This window comes from Roseateles puraquae (assembly GCF_002205845.1).
GTDB lineage: Bacteria > Pseudomonadota > Gammaproteobacteria > Burkholderiales > Burkholderiaceae_C > Pelomonas > Pelomonas puraquae.
In genome coordinates, this window is sequence record NZ_NISI01000001.1 from 1,285,415 (window position 1) to 1,300,553 (window position 15,139).

Annotated in this window: 12 protein-coding genes; 10 read left to right on the plus strand and 2 right to left on the minus strand. The window is 69.3% G+C overall.

The window, feature by feature from the left end:
• The first annotated feature begins 2 nt into the window (after nucleotides 1-2).
• Nucleotides 3-1,241: a serine hydrolase domain-containing protein gene (locus tag CDO81_RS05830; protein WP_088482158.1), complete on the plus strand. Its 1,239-nt coding sequence runs from the start codon at nucleotides 3-5 to the stop codon at nucleotides 1,239-1,241.
• 7 nt (nucleotides 1,242-1,248) lie between these two features.
• Here the strand turns inward: CDO81_RS05830 and CDO81_RS05835 are convergent, their stop codons facing one another.
• Together CDO81_RS05835 and CDO81_RS05840 are read right to left on the minus strand one after the other, a co-directional pair.
• Entirely contained in the window at nucleotides 1,249-2,634 is a 1,386-nt protein-coding gene (locus tag CDO81_RS05835) for an FGGY-family carbohydrate kinase (RefSeq protein ID WP_088482458.1), read from the minus strand.
• Between the two features lie 5 nt (nucleotides 2,635-2,639).
• Entirely contained in the window at nucleotides 2,640-3,521 is an 882-nt protein-coding gene (locus tag CDO81_RS05840; RefSeq protein ID WP_088482159.1) for a DeoR/GlpR family DNA-binding transcription regulator, read from the minus strand.
• 483 nt (nucleotides 3,522-4,004) lie between these two features.
• Between CDO81_RS05840 and CDO81_RS05845 the strand changes: the two genes are divergently transcribed.
• From CDO81_RS05845 to CDO81_RS05885, 9 genes are all read left to right on the plus strand, one after another.
• Complete coding sequence (locus CDO81_RS05845) at nucleotides 4,005-6,113, plus strand: bifunctional rhamnulose-1-phosphate aldolase/short-chain dehydrogenase (RefSeq protein WP_088482160.1); 2,109 nt, start codon at nucleotides 4,005-4,007, stop codon at nucleotides 6,111-6,113.
• 21 nt (nucleotides 6,114-6,134) lie between these two features.
• Nucleotides 6,135-7,430, plus strand: a complete 1,296-nt coding sequence (rhaI, locus tag CDO81_RS05850) for an L-rhamnose catabolism isomerase (RefSeq protein WP_088482161.1) — start codon at nucleotides 6,135-6,137, stop codon at nucleotides 7,428-7,430.
• 151 nt (nucleotides 7,431-7,581) lie between these two features.
• Nucleotides 7,582-8,952, plus strand: a complete 1,371-nt coding sequence (locus CDO81_RS05855; protein WP_206602066.1) for a glycoside hydrolase family 28 protein — start codon at nucleotides 7,582-7,584, stop codon at nucleotides 8,950-8,952.
• 25 nt (nucleotides 8,953-8,977) lie between these two features.
• Entirely contained in the window at nucleotides 8,978-9,301 is a 324-nt protein-coding gene (locus CDO81_RS05860) for an L-rhamnose mutarotase (protein ID WP_088482163.1), read from the plus strand.
• Between the two features lie 17 nt (nucleotides 9,302-9,318).
• On the plus strand, nucleotides 9,319-10,020 hold the full coding sequence (locus CDO81_RS05865; RefSeq protein WP_088482164.1) for a DUF6250 domain-containing protein: 702 nt from the start codon (nucleotides 9,319-9,321) through the stop codon (nucleotides 10,018-10,020).
• Nucleotides 10,017-12,422, plus strand: a complete 2,406-nt coding sequence (locus CDO81_RS05870) for a glycoside hydrolase family 95 protein (RefSeq protein WP_088482165.1) — start codon at nucleotides 10,017-10,019, stop codon at nucleotides 12,420-12,422. The genes CDO81_RS05865 and CDO81_RS05870 overlap by 4 nt, the downstream gene beginning before the upstream one ends.
• Nucleotides 12,419-13,447 carry a glycoside hydrolase family 43 protein gene (locus CDO81_RS05875; protein ID WP_088482166.1) on the plus strand — a complete coding sequence of 343 codons (1,029 nt, stop codon included), beginning with the start codon at nucleotides 12,419-12,421 and terminating at the stop codon, nucleotides 13,445-13,447. Before CDO81_RS05870 ends, CDO81_RS05875 begins: the two co-directional genes overlap by 4 nt.
• The gene (locus CDO81_RS05880) at nucleotides 13,444-14,232 is read left to right on the plus strand and encodes an alpha/beta hydrolase (RefSeq protein WP_088482167.1); all 789 of its coding nucleotides are present in this window, start codon (nucleotides 13,444-13,446) and stop codon (nucleotides 14,230-14,232) included. Before CDO81_RS05875 ends, CDO81_RS05880 begins: the two co-directional genes overlap by 4 nt.
• Before the next feature lie 31 nt (nucleotides 14,233-14,263).
• A complete protein-coding gene (locus tag CDO81_RS05885) occupies nucleotides 14,264-15,133 on the plus strand; it encodes a hypothetical protein (RefSeq protein WP_088482168.1) in 870 nt (289 codons plus the stop codon).
• The last annotated feature ends 6 nt before the right edge of the window (nucleotides 15,134-15,139 follow it).

Here is a 15,139-nt window from a genome sequence, read left to right on the forward strand (position 1 = left end):
CCATGAAACACACCCTGCTTGCCCTGGCCCTGGCCTGCGCCACCCTTGGCCTGGCGCCCGCCGTTCAAGCCGCACCACCGCAGCCGGCGCTGGTGGCCGGCTTCTCGCCGGAGCGCCTGAAGCGGCTGGATGCAGCCATCGAGGAGCAGATGGCGCAGCGCCAGCTCGCCGGCGGCGTGATGGTGGTGCTGCGGGATGGCAAGCCGGTGGTCTTCAAGGCCTATGGCCAGCAAGACATCGAGAACGCCCGGCCGATGAAGGTCGACACGATCTTCCGCATCGCCTCGATGACCAAGGCGATCACGACGGTCGCCGCCATGATGCTCTACGAGGAAGGCCGCTTCCTGCTGAAAGACCCGGTGGCGCGCTACCTGCCAGCCTTCGCCCACCTGCAGGTCGCCCTACCCGGCGGCGGCACCGAGCCAACGCGCCGGCCGCTGACCATCCACGACCTGCTGACCCACACCGCCGGCATGAGCTACGGCCCCGGCCCGGCCAAGGCCGCGTATGAGGCCGCCGGCATGAAGGACTGGTACCTCGTCGGCCACAACGAGAGCCTGGCCGACTGGACCGACCGCCTGGCCCAGCTGCCGCTGCAAGGCCAGCCCGGCGAAGACTTCATCTACGGCTACGCCACCGATGTGCTCGGCCGGCTGGTGGAAGTGGTCTCGGGCATGCCGCTGGACCGCTTCATCAAGGAACGCATCACCGACCCGCTGCGCATGCCTGACACCAGCTTCTGGGTGCCGCCCGAGAAGGCGGCCCGCCTGGCCAACGTCTACGGCCTGGAAGGCGGGCAGCTCAAGCTGATGGAAACCGCTGCGCGCAGCGACTTCGTCAACGGCCCGCGCAAGCTGACCTCGGGTGGCGCGGGCCTGGTGTCCACGGCTGGCGACTACAGCCGCTTCCTGCAGATGCTGCTCAACCGCGGCGAGCTCGATGGCGTTCGCCTGCTCTCGCCCCAGACCGTGGCGCTGATGACGGCCGACCACCTCGGCCCCAAGGCCCGCGGCGATGCGGATGGCTTCGGCCTGGGTTTCTGGGTCAACGTGAAGCGTGGCGGCTTCAGGGAGCTGGGCAGCGAAGGCGCCTACGGCTGGGGCAGTGCCTACTTCCCGCAGTACACCGTGGACCCGAAGGAGCGACTGGTCATCCTGCTGATGACGCAACTGCGCCCGGCCGGCAACTCCACGCTGGCGCTGCGGGTGCGCAACCTGACCTACCAGGCGCTGATCCGCTGAGCCAGCTTCAGCGAGCGTCGGCGCGGCTGCGCCACGCGTCGCGATAGGCCCGCAAGCCCGGCATGTTCAGCGCCACCACCGCTGCACCGCCGCCCGGTGGCGACATGCCCCATCCCGCCAGCAACCCCGCCCCGCAGGTGGTGCCGCTGCTGTCGTCAGACACGATCACCTCGCGCCCATCGGCCAGCCCGGCCAGCAGCGGGCCGAGCCAGGGGTTGGCCGTGAAGGCGCCTTCCACGATGACGCGGCCGGAGGCACCCAGGGCGTGCAGGCAGTGGTCGGTGACCAGGGTGATGTAGAGCGTGGCCAGCGCCGCCTGCTCGGCGGGCGATGCCGGCGCCGGGCCCACCACGCGGCCCGTCTGGCCTGCAAACGGCCCGCCGGTCTCGGCGAAGCACGGCAGGGCCAGGGTCTGCTGCGCCACCAGCCGCTGCAGGTCCGCCAGGCTGAAAGACGCGGGCCGCTCGCCCGCCAGCGCGCCGAACTCCCGCCCGCCCATGAAGCGCATGCAAGGCACGGCATTGCCGAAGACGTCGCAGTTGGCCAGCATGTCCTGCGCCTCCACCAGCGGGCGCGTGGCCGAACCGAGCGCCGCCGCGATGACCCAGGTGCCGGTGGACAGCACGGTGCAGGGGCCGCTTTGTTGCAGCGTCAGCAGATGGCGCAGCAACGAGGCATTGCTGTCATGAATGCCGCAGACGATCTCGCAATCCGCCGGCAGGCCGGTGTCAGCGGCCAGCTCGGGCCGCAAGCGGCCCAGGCGCGACCAGGCTTCGCGCAGCGGCGGGAAGAGCGGCAGCCAGCCCTGGTGCTCGACCAGGGACGAGAAGCGCTGCTCGGCGGGCCGCCAGAGGTCGGTGTGGCAGCCCAGGGACGTAACCTCGCTGGCCGCCACGCCGCACAGCCGCCAGGCCCAGTACTGCGGGTACGTCAGCAGATGCCGCGCCCGTGCAAACTCAGCGGGGAAGCGTGCCTGCAGCCAGTCAATCTGGCGGCCCAGGTTGAGACCGGCGGGCAGCCGCGGCGAGCCGCTCTCGGCGAAGCCCGGGCGGCGGGTGTCATAACGGGCTTCATCGGTGGCATCGCCCGGCACGTGCTCATAGTCGAGCACCGGCAGCACCAGACCGCGGTCGTCCACGAGGGCGGCCGTGGCGCCGTGGGTTACCGGCACGACGGCCCGGATGTGGGCCTGCGTTGCCATGGTGCGCAGCCCGGTCAGCATCCACTGCCACAGCCGCTCCGTGTCGTGGTGCGGATAGGGCCCGTCACGGCGAACCGTGTTGGGCGTGCGCAGCTCGGCCCGGATGTGCTGCTGGTCGTCAATCAGCGTCAGCTTGGCATTCGTCTTGCCGATGTCCAGAACGACGACGCCCGGGCCAAGGGCGCCGGCCACAGCGCTCAAGAGTGCAGCCCGGCGTGGCGGCCATAGGCGCCTGACTCCAGCACGGCGGCGTAGTCATGCGAGCTCATGGCCGACGCCTCCATCACGCGCGGGTCCACCGGCTCGGGCTCGACGGTGATGACGCGAACGCCATAGTGCTCCAGCAGCTGCACGGCGCTGTCGGAGGCGCCGGTGTCGGTGATGACGGTCGAGACGCGGTTCAGGCCGCACAGCACCAGGCCCGCCTTGCGCTGGAACTTGGAGCTATCCACCAGCACGACCAGCTCCTCGGCCTGGCCGATCAGGCGCTTCTCGGCCTGGATGAGCAGCGGGTCGGCTTCCATCAAGCCGAGGATGGACAGGCCATACACGCCCATGAACATCTTGGCCGCGTAATGGTGTTGGGCCACGTCGTTCTCGAAGGGACTCAGGATGACGTTTTGCTCGCGGTAGACCTTGCCGCCCGGCAGGATGATTTCGTTGTCGCTGGTGACGAGCAGGCGCTCGGCCATCAGGAAGGAATTGGTGAGTATCTTGAGTTGTTTCTCGACGAGAAACTCCGCCATCATGAACGTGGTGGTGCCGCCGTTGATGATGATGGTTTCGCCGTTATTGCACATTGACGTGGCATAACGGGCGATGGCGCGTTTGGCAGCGGTATTTTGCTGGGCATTGTTTTGAAAGCTTTCGCTGGACAGCGTATAGGCTTTCTTTTTCTGCTCCAGGCGCTGGGCGCCGCCGCGGGTGCGGGTGAGCTGATTTTTGGCTGCGAGCCACGAAATATCGCGGCGCACCGTGGCGGCAGACGCCGACAGCCATTCCATCAATTGCTGCACGCTGGCGTGCTCGCGCTCGTCCAGCAGTTTGAGCAGACGTTTGTGGCGCTTGTGATTGATCATCGGATCACCTTTGTCGGGCGCCCGGGCCAGGCCGGTGGCGACCGTTGTCTCGTCGTTGTGGGAGCCCGCCTCTGGAGGGCGGGCGTCGTGGGGCGTGGCGGCCCGGCAGAGGTCGGGCTCGACAGGGGCGCCAGCGAGCGCAGGCGCTGGCCGCCGGAACTCCGCCCGCCTCGGATCAAGATCGCTCAAAGCCCGGGTGAAACGCTGTTCCAAGTACAGATTACGTCAGTCCGGTGACTGGGTCAATCAGGAATCGCTCACGGCCATGAGCGTTTCGTGAGTGGCCGCGGGCAGCGCCGGCCTTTCGATCATCCTTTTGATTTACTGCGCCGGGCGCACGCAGGCGGCCGGGTTTCGGCCCACACTGCGGCCCGTTTCCACGCTGGATACCCCGCTGAACACCCGCCGGACTCTCACCACAGGCGGGACGGGAATGGCCCTCGCCGCTCCCGTGAACCGAAGACCCGACACACAGGCCCCCTGATGACCGCCCACGCCCCATCTGCCGCTCACACCCCCATCGTCTCCAAGTGGGACGACGCCGTCGCCGCCTCGCTGAGCGAACCCGAACTGCTGCTGTATCGCTCCAACCTGCTGGGTTCGGATCTGCGCGTCACGAATTTCGGCGGCGGCAATACCTCGGCCAAGGTCCGCATGAAGGATTACCTGACCGGCCAGGAGGTGGACGTGCTGTGGGTCAAAGGCTCAGGCGGCGACCTTGGCAGTATCAAGCTCGATGGTTTCTCCACGCTCTACATGGACAAGCTGCAGGCCCTGAAGGGTCGGTATCGCGGCCGCGCCCATGAAGACGAGATGGTGGATTACCTGCCGCACTGCACCTACAACCTGAATCCCCGCGCTGCGAGTATCGATACCCCGCTGCATGCCTATATCCCGAAGGCGCATGTCGACCACATGCACCCGGACGCCATCATCGCGATTGCTGCCTGCGCCGACAGCCGCCGCCTGACCGAGGTGATCTTCGGTGGCCAGCTCGGCTGGCTGCCCTGGCAGCGCCCGGGCTACGACCTGGGCCTGAAGCTCGAAGCCCTGGCCACCTCGCAGCCCAACCTCAAGGGCATCATCCTCGAAGGCCATGGCCTCTTCACCTGGGGCGAGACTGCCAAGGGCTGCTACGAGACCACGCTGGAGATGATTCGCCTGGCCGAACAGTGGCTGGCCGAGAACGTGAAGCAGCCGGTCTTCGGCGGCGTCAAGACCACCACCCTGCCCGCCGACCAGCGCGCTGCGCTGGCGGCCCGGCTCATGCCGGCCCTGCGCGGCCGCATCAGCGCCAGCGAGCGCAAGCTGGGCGATTTCAATGACAGCCCCGCCGTGCTGGAGTTCGTCGCCAGCCACGACCTGGCCAAGCTTGCCGCCCTGGGCACGTCCTGCCCTGACCACTTCCTGCGCACCAAGATCCGCCCGCTGGTGCTGGACTTCGACCCCGCCAAACCCGACGTCGACGCGCTGCTGGCCGGCCTGGACGCGGCGCTTGAGGCCTACCGTGCCGACTACACGGCCTACTACGAGCGCTGCAAACGCGCCAACAGCCCGGCCATCCGCGACGCCAACCCGGTCATTTACCTGATCCCGGGCGTGGGCATGCTGTCCTTCGCCAAGGACAAGGCCACCGCCCGCATCGCCGGCGAGTTCTACATCAACGCCATCAACGTGATGCGCGGGGCCAATGGCGTGGACACCTACGTCGGCCTGCCCGAGCAGGAGGCCTTCGACATCGAGTACTGGCTGCTCGAAGAAGCCAAGCTGCAGCGCATGCCCAAGCCCAAGAGCCTGGCTGGCCGCGTGGCCCTCGTCACCGGCGGCGCCGGCGGCATCGGCCAGGCCGTGGCCCGGCAGCTGCTGCAGGAAGGCGCCTGCGTGATGCTGACTGACATCGACGCAGGCGCGCTGGCCGAAGCCAAGGCCAACCTGCTGAAGGTGGCCGGCAAGGACAACATCGATGCCGTTCAGGGCGACATCACGTCCGAGGCCGCCGTCGAGGCCGTCATCGAGGCGACCTCGCTGCGCTTCGGCGGCCTGGACATCCTCGTCTCCAACGCCGGCATCGCCTCCGCGGCGCCGCTGGAAGACACGACGCTGGAGATCTGGAACCGCAACCAGAACATCCTCGTCACCGGCTACTTCCTCGTGAGCCGCGCCGCCTTCCGCCTGATGAAGCAGCAGAAGATCGGCGGCAGCATGGTGTTCGTGGCCAGCAAGAACGGCCTGGTCGCCTCGGCTGGCGCGTCGGCCTACTGCACGGCCAAGGCCGCCGAGATCCACCTGGCGCGCTGCGTCGCGCTCGAAGGCGCCGCCATCGGCGTGCGCGTCAACGTCGTGAACCCCGACGCCGTCATCCGCGGCTCGCGCATCTGGGACGGCAAGTGGAAGGAAGAGCGCGCCGCCTCCAACAAGATCGAGGCCGACAACATCGAAGAGTTCTACCGCCAGCGCAGCATGCTCAAGCTCAGCGTGCTGCCGGAGGACATTGCCGAGGCCGTGTACTTCCTGGCCAGCGACAAGTCGGGCAAGAGCACGGGCAACGTCTTGAACGTCGACGCCGGCAATGCGGCCGCCTTCACTCGATAAGAATCGGCCAGGAGACAAGCCATGACCCAATTCATCATCGATCCGGCCCAGGTCGAGCAACACAACGCCAACCAGCGCGGTGCGCTCCAGGCCGACTATGACGCCCTCGGCGACATGCTGTCGCGCCGTGGCGTGGACATCGAGGCCCTCACGGCCAAGGCGCAGACCTTTGCCGTGGCCGTGCCCAGCTGGGGCGTGGGCACGGGCGGCACGCGCTTCGCACGCTTCCCCGGCGTGGGCGAGCCACGCGACGTGACCGAGAAGCTGGAAGACTGCGCCGTCATCCACCAGCTCACGCGCGCCACACCCACCGTGTCGCTGCATTTCCCCTGGGACAAGCCGGCTGACCCACGGGCGCTGCGCCAGCAGGCCGATGCCCTCGGGCTGGGCTTTGATGCCGTCAACTCCAACACCTTCCAGGACCAGGCCAGCCAAGCCCACACCTACAAGTTCGGCAGCCTCACCGCCACGAGCCAGGCCGCGCGCGAGCAGGCCGTGGCCCACAACATCGACTGCATCGAGCTCGGCAAGGTGCTCGGCTCCAAGGGTCTGACCGTCTGGGTGGGCGATGGCGCCAACTTCCCCGGCCAGAGCAACCTGCGCGGCGCGCTGGAGCGCTACATCGACAGCGCCAAGGGCATCTATGCCGCCCTGCCCGCCGACTGGCTGATGTACATCGAGCACAAGCTGTTCGAGCCGGCTTTCTACTGCAGCGTCATTGCCGACTGGGGCACCAGCTTCGCGGTGGCGCAGCAGCTCGGCGACAAGGCCAAGTGCCTGGTCGACCTGGGCCACCACGCGCCCAACACCAACATCGAGATGATCGTGGCGCGCCTGGCGCAGTTCGGCAAGCTCGGCGGCTTCCATTTCAACGACAGCAAGTACGGCGACGACGACCTGGACTCGGGCAGCATCGACCCCTTCCAGCTCTTCCTCGTCTTCAACGAGCTGGCCGATGCCGCGCTGCGCAACCCGGCCTTCAGCCCGGCCTACATGCTCGACCAGTCGCACAACGTGACCGACCCGATCGAGAGCCTGATGAGCAGTGCCGTCGAGGTGCAGCGCGCCTTCGTGCAGGCCGCTCTTGTGGACCGCACCGCCCTGGCCGGTTTCCAGGAAGGCAACGATGCCTTGCAGGCGGCGCAGACCTTGAAGCGCGCCTTCCGCACCGACGTGAGCCCCATCCTCGCGATGGCCCGGCTGCGCGCGGGCGGCGCCATCGACCCGGTGGCGGCCTACCGCGCCAGCGGCTATCGCGATGCCGTCGCCGTCAAGCGTCCGCCCAAGGCTGGCGCCTCCGGCAGCGGGATCGTCTGATCATGGCGCCCCTCGTCCAAGGCCTGCCTTGGCCGGTCCCCCGGGGGGACGGCGATGCGCGCCGGATTGACCGGCGCGCACATCGCCCCAGCGGGCCGGCTTGGGAGCGGCCCGGCGCTCGGCCCGAAATGTCACCACGCGCGGCAACGCTGTGATCCTTGACGCGCGCAGCTTCGGCGCCCGGGGCGACGGCCTCACGCTCGACACCCAGGCCCTGCAGGCCGCCATCGATGCGGCCGCGCTGCGAGGTGCCACGCTGCGGCTGCCGCCGGGCACCTACCTCACCGGCGCCCTCTTCCTGAAGAGCGGCATGACGTTGCGCCTGGAAGCCGGCGCCACGCTGCGCGGCTCGCGCCACCTGGCCGACTACCCGCTGCTGCCCACGCGAGTCGCCGGCATCGAGATGCGCTGGCCGGCGGCCCTCGTCAACATCTATGGCGAACACGATGTCAGCCTGGTCGGCGAAGGCTGCATCGACGGCGACGGCCAGGCCTACTGGGACCACTACTGGCAGCTGCGCGCCGCCTACGAGCCACGCGGCCTGCGCTGGGCATCCGACTACGACGCGCAACGGCCGCGCCTGGTGCAGGTGTTCGAATCGGCGCGAGTGCGCATCGGCGACGGGCTGCTCCTGCGGCGCTCGGGCTTCTGGACACTGCACCTGTGCTACAGCGAAGACGTGGCGGTTGAGTACCTCACCATTCGCAACAACGACGAGGCTCGCGGCCCCTCCACGGACGGCATCGACATCGACTCGTCACGCCGCGTGCGCATCCGGCATGCCGACATCGCCGTCAACGACGACGCCCTGGTGCTCAAGGCCGGCCGGGATGCTGACGGCCTGCGCGTGGCGCGCGCGAGTGAAGACATCGACATCCAGGACTGCATCGTGCGCGAAGGCGCGGCCGGCATCACCTTCGGCAGCGAGACGTCGGGCGGCTTTCGGCGCATCCGGGTGCGGGGCCTCCAGGTGCTGGGCGGCGTGCCCGTGGGCATCCTGTTCAAGTCGTCGCCCACCCGGGGCGGGCTGATCGAGGACGTGCACCTGGCGGACTTCCAGCTCCGCGACGTGGCAACCGTGATGCGCATCACCATGAACTGGAACCCCGCCTACAGCCGCGCCGTGCTGCCGGCTGCCGAAGTTGCGCGGGCGCCGCGCCACTGGCTGACCCTGAGCACACCGGTACCCGCCGAGCAGGGGCGCACGCAGGTCGGTGGCGTCCGGCTGGACAACCTGCGCGCCCGGGGCGCCCGGACTGCCTTCGAGGTGGACGCCCATGCCGAGGCACCCCTGCGCGACTTCCGCTTCACCGACCTCGACATCCAGGCGCAACGCGGCGGCCACATCCAGGACGTGCTGGGCTGGCGCTTCGCCCACTGCCGCATGCAGCTCGGCACCCCCATCGCCCTCGGCCCGGGCTGTGCGCTGTCGGGGCTCAGCGCCGAACATTGGGACGTGGACCCTTCTCTCCAACGACGTGACGTCTCCGGCCTGCCGCTGGCCGAGCAAGACGTGCTCTGAACAAGAACCCCAGGAGACCGACCGAATGAGCGACGAGATCCTCGCCTTCAAGATGCAGCTCAAGCCCGGCGTGGTGGCTGCATACAAGCAGCGCCACGACGAGCTCTGGCCCGAACTGGCCGAGGCCCTGCGCAGTGCCGGCATCCACGACTACTCCATCTTCCTGGACGAGAGCACGCGGAGCCTCTTTGCCGTGCTCAAGCGCAGGCCCGGCTACCCGTTCGAGCAGCTGCCGCTGCAGCCGGTGATGCGCCGCTGGTGGGACTACATGGCCCCGCTGATGGAGGTCGAGCCCGACAACCAGCCGAAGCAATGGGCACTGCCTTCCGTCTTCCACTTTGCGGGCTGATCCTCGGGTTGCCGCTCATGGCCACCGCGTGGTGCGAAGCGCCGCGCCGGCTGCAGACGATCGCCTCCGATGACTTCCGCGCCGGCCTGACGCGCTGGCGGCTGGAGGCCGAGGACCCGCGCGCTGTCGTCACCGCGCAGAACGGCGTGCTCGACATCGCCACGCCCGCCGGCCTGTCGCTGTGGTGGCGCGAGCCGCTGGCGGGTGACTACGCCATCCGCTTCACCGCCGAGGCCCTGCCCGCGCCCGCCAGCGCCGGGCCGCATGCGGGCCGGCTGTCAGACCTCAACATGTTCTGGAACGCCGAAGAACCCGGCGGCGGCGCCCCCGCGGCGCGCAGCGGCGCCTTCGGCAGCTACGACAGCCTCACGACCTACTACGTCGGCTTTGGCGCCAATGCCAACTCCACGACGAGGCTGCGCGTGTACGACGGCCAGCACCGCAGGCTGCTGGCGGGCTTTGCGGACCCCGCCATCGCCGAACCCACCGAGGAGCCGATGACCACGCAGACACGGCTGCATCCCGGGCAGCGCCTGCACATCGAGATCGTGTCGCGCCAGCCCACCGCCACCGACCCCGTGCACCTGCGCTGGCTCGTTGACGGTCAGGCCGTCTTCACCCGGGCCGACCCGGCGCCCCGCCTGAGTGGCTGGTTCGCACTGCGCACCACGGCCAGTCGGCTGCAGATCCAAGACTTCCAGGTTCTTCAATGTCGATGAAGATCGCCCATCCTTCACGTCGCCGCTGGCTCCAGCAGCAGGCCGCCCATGCCGGGTTGATGGCCCTGGCCGCCTCGGCCCCCCGCGCCCTGGCCCAGCACCCGGCAGCCGCCTCGGCAGCGGACGGCGCCGCACCGACCGCCGCGCGCCTGTGGTACCGCCGCCCCGCTGACGAATGGACCCAGGCACTGCCGGTGGGCAATGGCCGGCTGGCGGCCATGGTGTTCGGCGGCATCCACACCGAGCGGCTGCAGCTCAACGAATGCAGTTTCTTCTCAGGCGGCCCCTACGACACCACCAACCCACGCGCCCGCGAGGGCCTGCCGCAGGTGCGCGAGCTGGTGTTCGCCGGTCGCTATGCCGAGGCGGAGAAGCTGGCCAACGAGACCCTGCTGGGCCAGCCTGCGCGGCAGATGGCCTACCAGCCGCTGGCCGAACTGCTGATGGTCTTCCCGGGGCTGGAAAACGCCCGCAGCTACGAGCGCAGCCTGGACCTGGACGAGGCCCTGGCCAGCACGTGCTTCCAGACAGGCGGCACCACGCATGTGCGCGAGGTGTACGTGTCCGCCCCCGACCAGCTCATCGTCGTGCGGCTCGCCGGTGACAAGCCGCGCGCGGTCAGCCTGGACCTGACCCTCACCGCGCCGCACGGGCAGCGCCAGGGCAGCGAGGGCGGCCACACGATCTGGGTGGCCGGCATGAGCCCGACCCTCGAGGGCATCGAAGGCCGGCTGCGGTTCGAATGCCGGCTGCAGGCGCTCACGCGCGGCGGCAAGCTGGTGGTGCGCGACGGCGGGCTGCAGATCCAAGGGGCTGATGAAGCGTGGCTGCTGATTGCCGGCGCGACCGGCTACCGCCGCTTCGACGATGTGTCGGGCGACCCGGTCGCCGCCAACCGCACCGCGCTCGCTGCCGCCGTCTCACGCGGCCCTGATGCGCTGCGCCAGGCCCACCGGGAGGCCCACCAGGCGCTGTTCCGCCGCGTGTCCATCGACCTGGGCCAGGGGCCCAACGGCCACCTGCCCACCGACGAGCGCATCGCCCGCTTCGCCGAAGGCCAGGACCCGGGGCTCGCGGCGCTGTACGTGCACTACGGCCGCTACCTGCTGATGTCCAGCTCGCGCCCGGGCACGCGCTTCCCAGCCAATCTGCAGGGCATCTGGAACGAAAAGGTCAACCCGTCCTGGGGCTCCAAGTGGACGATCAACATCAACACGGAGATGAACTACTGGCCGGCCGAGCTGACCCATCTCGGTGAGACTGTCGAGCCGCTCATCGCGATGGTCGAGGACCTTGCCGTCACCGGCGCCAAGGTGGCCCGCTCGATGTACGACGCGCCCGGCTGGGTCGCCTTCCACAACACCGACGCCTGGCGGGTGGCCGCACCCACCGATGGCGCGAAATGGGGCCTGTGGCCGATGGGTGGCGTGTGGCTGGTAAACACGCTCTGGCAGAGCTGGCTGTTCCGCCGTGATGAGGCGCTGCTGCGGCGCCTGTATCCGCTGCTCAAGGGTGCCGCCGAGTTCCAGCTCGCAACGCTGGTCAAGGACGCGCGCAGCGGCTTCATGGTCACCAACCCCAGCAACTCGCCCGAGAACAGCCACCCCTTCGGCTCGTCGGTGGTGGCCGGGCCGGCCATGGACAACCAGCTGTTGCGCGACCTCTTCGCCCACGCAGCCGAGGCCGCCGCCCAGCTGCGCATCGACCGCCCCTTCGCCCGCGCCTGCCTGGCCATGCGCGAGCAGTTGCCGCCCGACCGCATCGGCGCCGCAGGCCAGTTGCAGGAGTGGCAGGACGACTGGGACCTGCAAGCCCCTGAGCTGCAGCACCGACATGTTTCCCATTTGTATGCCTTGTATCCCTCTGACCAGATCACGCCCGAGGACACACCGGCCCTGGCCGCAGCGGCACGCAACGTGATGGAGCGACGCGGCGACGACACCACCGGCTGGGGCATCGGCTGGCGCATCAACCTGTGGGCGCGGCTCAAAGCGGGCGACCACGCCTACTCGACCCTGCAGCGCCTGCTGCATCCGCGCCGCAGCTACCCCAACCTGTTCGATGCCCACCCACCGTTCCAGATCGACGGCAACTTCGGCGGCGCTGCCGGCATCTGCGAGATGCTGCTGCAAAGCCACCGGGGCCGCATCGAACTGCTGCCCGCGCTGCCAACGGCCTGGCCCCAGGGCCGCGTGGCGGGCCTGCGGGCGCGCGGTGGCTTCGAGGTCGCGCTGAGCTGGGCCGCGGGCGAAGTCCAGGAGGTCCGCGTGCAGGCCCACGCGGGTGGCAGCACCGACCTGCGTTGGCCAGGTGGCCAGCTGCGCCTGAAGCTCGCTGCCGGCGAGACCGTGCGCCTGGCCCGCCGCGACGGCCAGCTGCAACGCGCGAGGCAGATGACATGAGCGAGGCGACGCTCTCGCGGCGACACCTGCTCGGCGCCGGGCTGCTCACCCTGACCCCGCCGGGCATCGGTCAGGCGCTGCCGGAACTGCCCAATCCGCTGATCCCCCAACGCGCCGACCCACACGTGCTGCGCCACACCGACGGTTGGCTCTACCTGATGGCCACCGTGCCCGCCTACGACCGGCTGGAGCTGCGCCGCGCCCGCAGCCTCGCGGGCCTGGCCACCGCCGAAGCCCAGGTTGTGTGGCGCCGCCATGAACAGGGTCCGATGAGCCGGCACATCTGGGCGCCGGAGCTGCATGTCATCGACGGGCGCTGGTTCATCTACTTCAGTGCCGGTGAGGCCCGCGACCCCTGGAAGATCCGCCTCTGGGCGCTGGAGAACACGTCACCCGACCCGCTGCAAGGCGCCTGGATCGAGCGCGGCCAGATCAAGACCGCGTGGGAGACCTTCACGCTGGATGCCACCGTGTTCGAGCACCGCGGCCAGCGCTACATGGCCTGGGCACAGACCGACCCGGCCGCCGGCAACCACAGCACCGACCTCTACCTCTCGCGCATGAAGAGCCCGACCGAGCTGAGCGGGCCGCAGGTGCGCCTGAGCCGGCCCGAGTACGCCTGGGAGCAGGTGCGCCACGCGGTCAACGAGGCGCCGGCAGTGCTCATCCACGGTGGCCGGGTGTTCATGAGCTACTCCGCCGCCGGCACCGGCGCCGAGTACTGCCTGGGCCTGCTCTGGGCCGATGCGGACGCTGATGTGATGAACCCGGCCAGCTGGCGCAAGTCGCCGGGGCCGGTGTTCGCGAGCAGCGCCGAGCACGGCATCTACGGCCCCGGCCACAACAGCTTCCTCGTCGAGCCCGATGGCACCGTGCTCAACGTCTATCACGCCCGCAATTATCGCGACATCTCTGGCGACCCGCTGAAGGACACCGGCCGCGCGACCCGGGTGCAGCCGGTGCGCTTCACGGCCGACGGCATGCCCGACTTCGGCCTGCCTCGCCCCGAGACCGCCCGACCATGAACCTCATCGTCCTGAGCCCCGGCGCGCCAAATGCCCTTCACGGCGACGCGCCCGACCGCGTCTGCCGCCGGCCCACGCGCGCCGAATTGCACGCTTACCCGTCCCCCACACCGGCCCGCGGCCGGGCGCTGGTCTACGCGGGTGGCGGCTATCTGCAGCTCATGCACGACAAGGAGGGCGTGGCTGTCGCCTACTGGCTCAACACGCTCGGGCTGGACGCCTTTGTGCTGGTGCACCGCCTGCCCGGCCAGGCCGGCCAACCCTTCGACATCGCCTTGCAGGACGGATTGCTCGCGCTCGACCACCTCGCCACGCTGCCACCGCTGCCGTTGCTGCATGTGGGCCTGTCGTCGGGCGGTCACCTGGCCGGTGTGATGGCCTGCCAGCCGCATGCGCTGGGCGCCGTGGGCGCGGTCATCGCCTATGCGCCGCTCAACGCCAACCACCGCGATCACAAGGCCCCCGCCGGCAAGCCGGACTACCCGCCACCCGAGAAGCAGGCCTTCTACGACGCCTGGCCGATCGGCATCGCCACCGAGCCCCACGGCCTGCCGCGCTGCCCGGTGTTCCTGGCCTATGCCTTGCATGACCCCATCGTGCCGGTGCAGCATGCGCTGAACCTGCTGACCGCCGCCCAGCAACGCGGGCTGGACGTGGAGGCCCATGTCTTCCCACAGGCCGAGCATGGCTTCGCGCTGCGTTCCCTGGCAGGGACCCACGACCAATGGCCAGTGCTCGCCGCGCGCTGGATGGACGTTCGGCTGGAGAGCCTCCCGACCGGTTAGGCTGCGCACCCTGACGAACGACAGGCTGCGCATGCTGGACCACCTCAACACCTGGAGCGACTACCGGACCACGGTTCGGGCTTTCGATGCCGTGCTGGAACATGGCAAGGCTGTGGCCGCCGTCTGGGCCACTCACCCGGCTGACGGCGCGCAAGCCACCTATGGCGAACGCATCTTCGGCAAGCTGCTGGCTCACTGCGTGGCCCTGCGCCGCCTGGCGGCTGACCCGATGCAGGCCACGCCGCGCGACCTGGGCGAGCTGCCGTCGATGAGCGCGCTGGCGCGCTGCGTCATCGAGGCCTTCGACGCCTTCGAGTACGTGGCCGGCCACCGCATCAGCGAATCCGAGCGCGGCTTTCGCATCCGGCTCTGGGAGCTGCATGACGCCACGCGGCGGCTCAAGGTCCTGGCCGCACTGGGCGTGGAAGATCCCGGCATCGACGAGATCCGCGCCGACGCCCAGCGCCTGCAGGCGGCCATCGAGTCCCATGAACATCTGGCCACGCTGCCGGCAGAGCTCCAGGCCGAACTGCGCCGGCGCTTCGCCCGTGCCGACCCGCCCGCCTTCCACCTGAATCAGCGCCAGCGCTGCAGCTTGAGCGGCATTGACCCGCACTGGCACGACATGGCGACCTTGCAGCTCACGCAGCACATGCACACGCTGCCCTTCTCGACGCGCCAGTTGCTGATGATCCCACCGGGCACACCGGAAGGCCTGGGTCTGCTGGCGCAGCCGCTGCTGCTGACGCTGCCCTTGCTGGTGCGCGTCATCCAGTCCGCCGCCGCGCTGATGCCGGCCAACGCACCCGAACCACCCAGCCGCACGGCGCGCACCATGCAGGCTTGGCGCAGCGTGGCCGAGCGACCAACGCGTCCGCCTCTGGAGCCATCCGTTGCATGAGTGAAT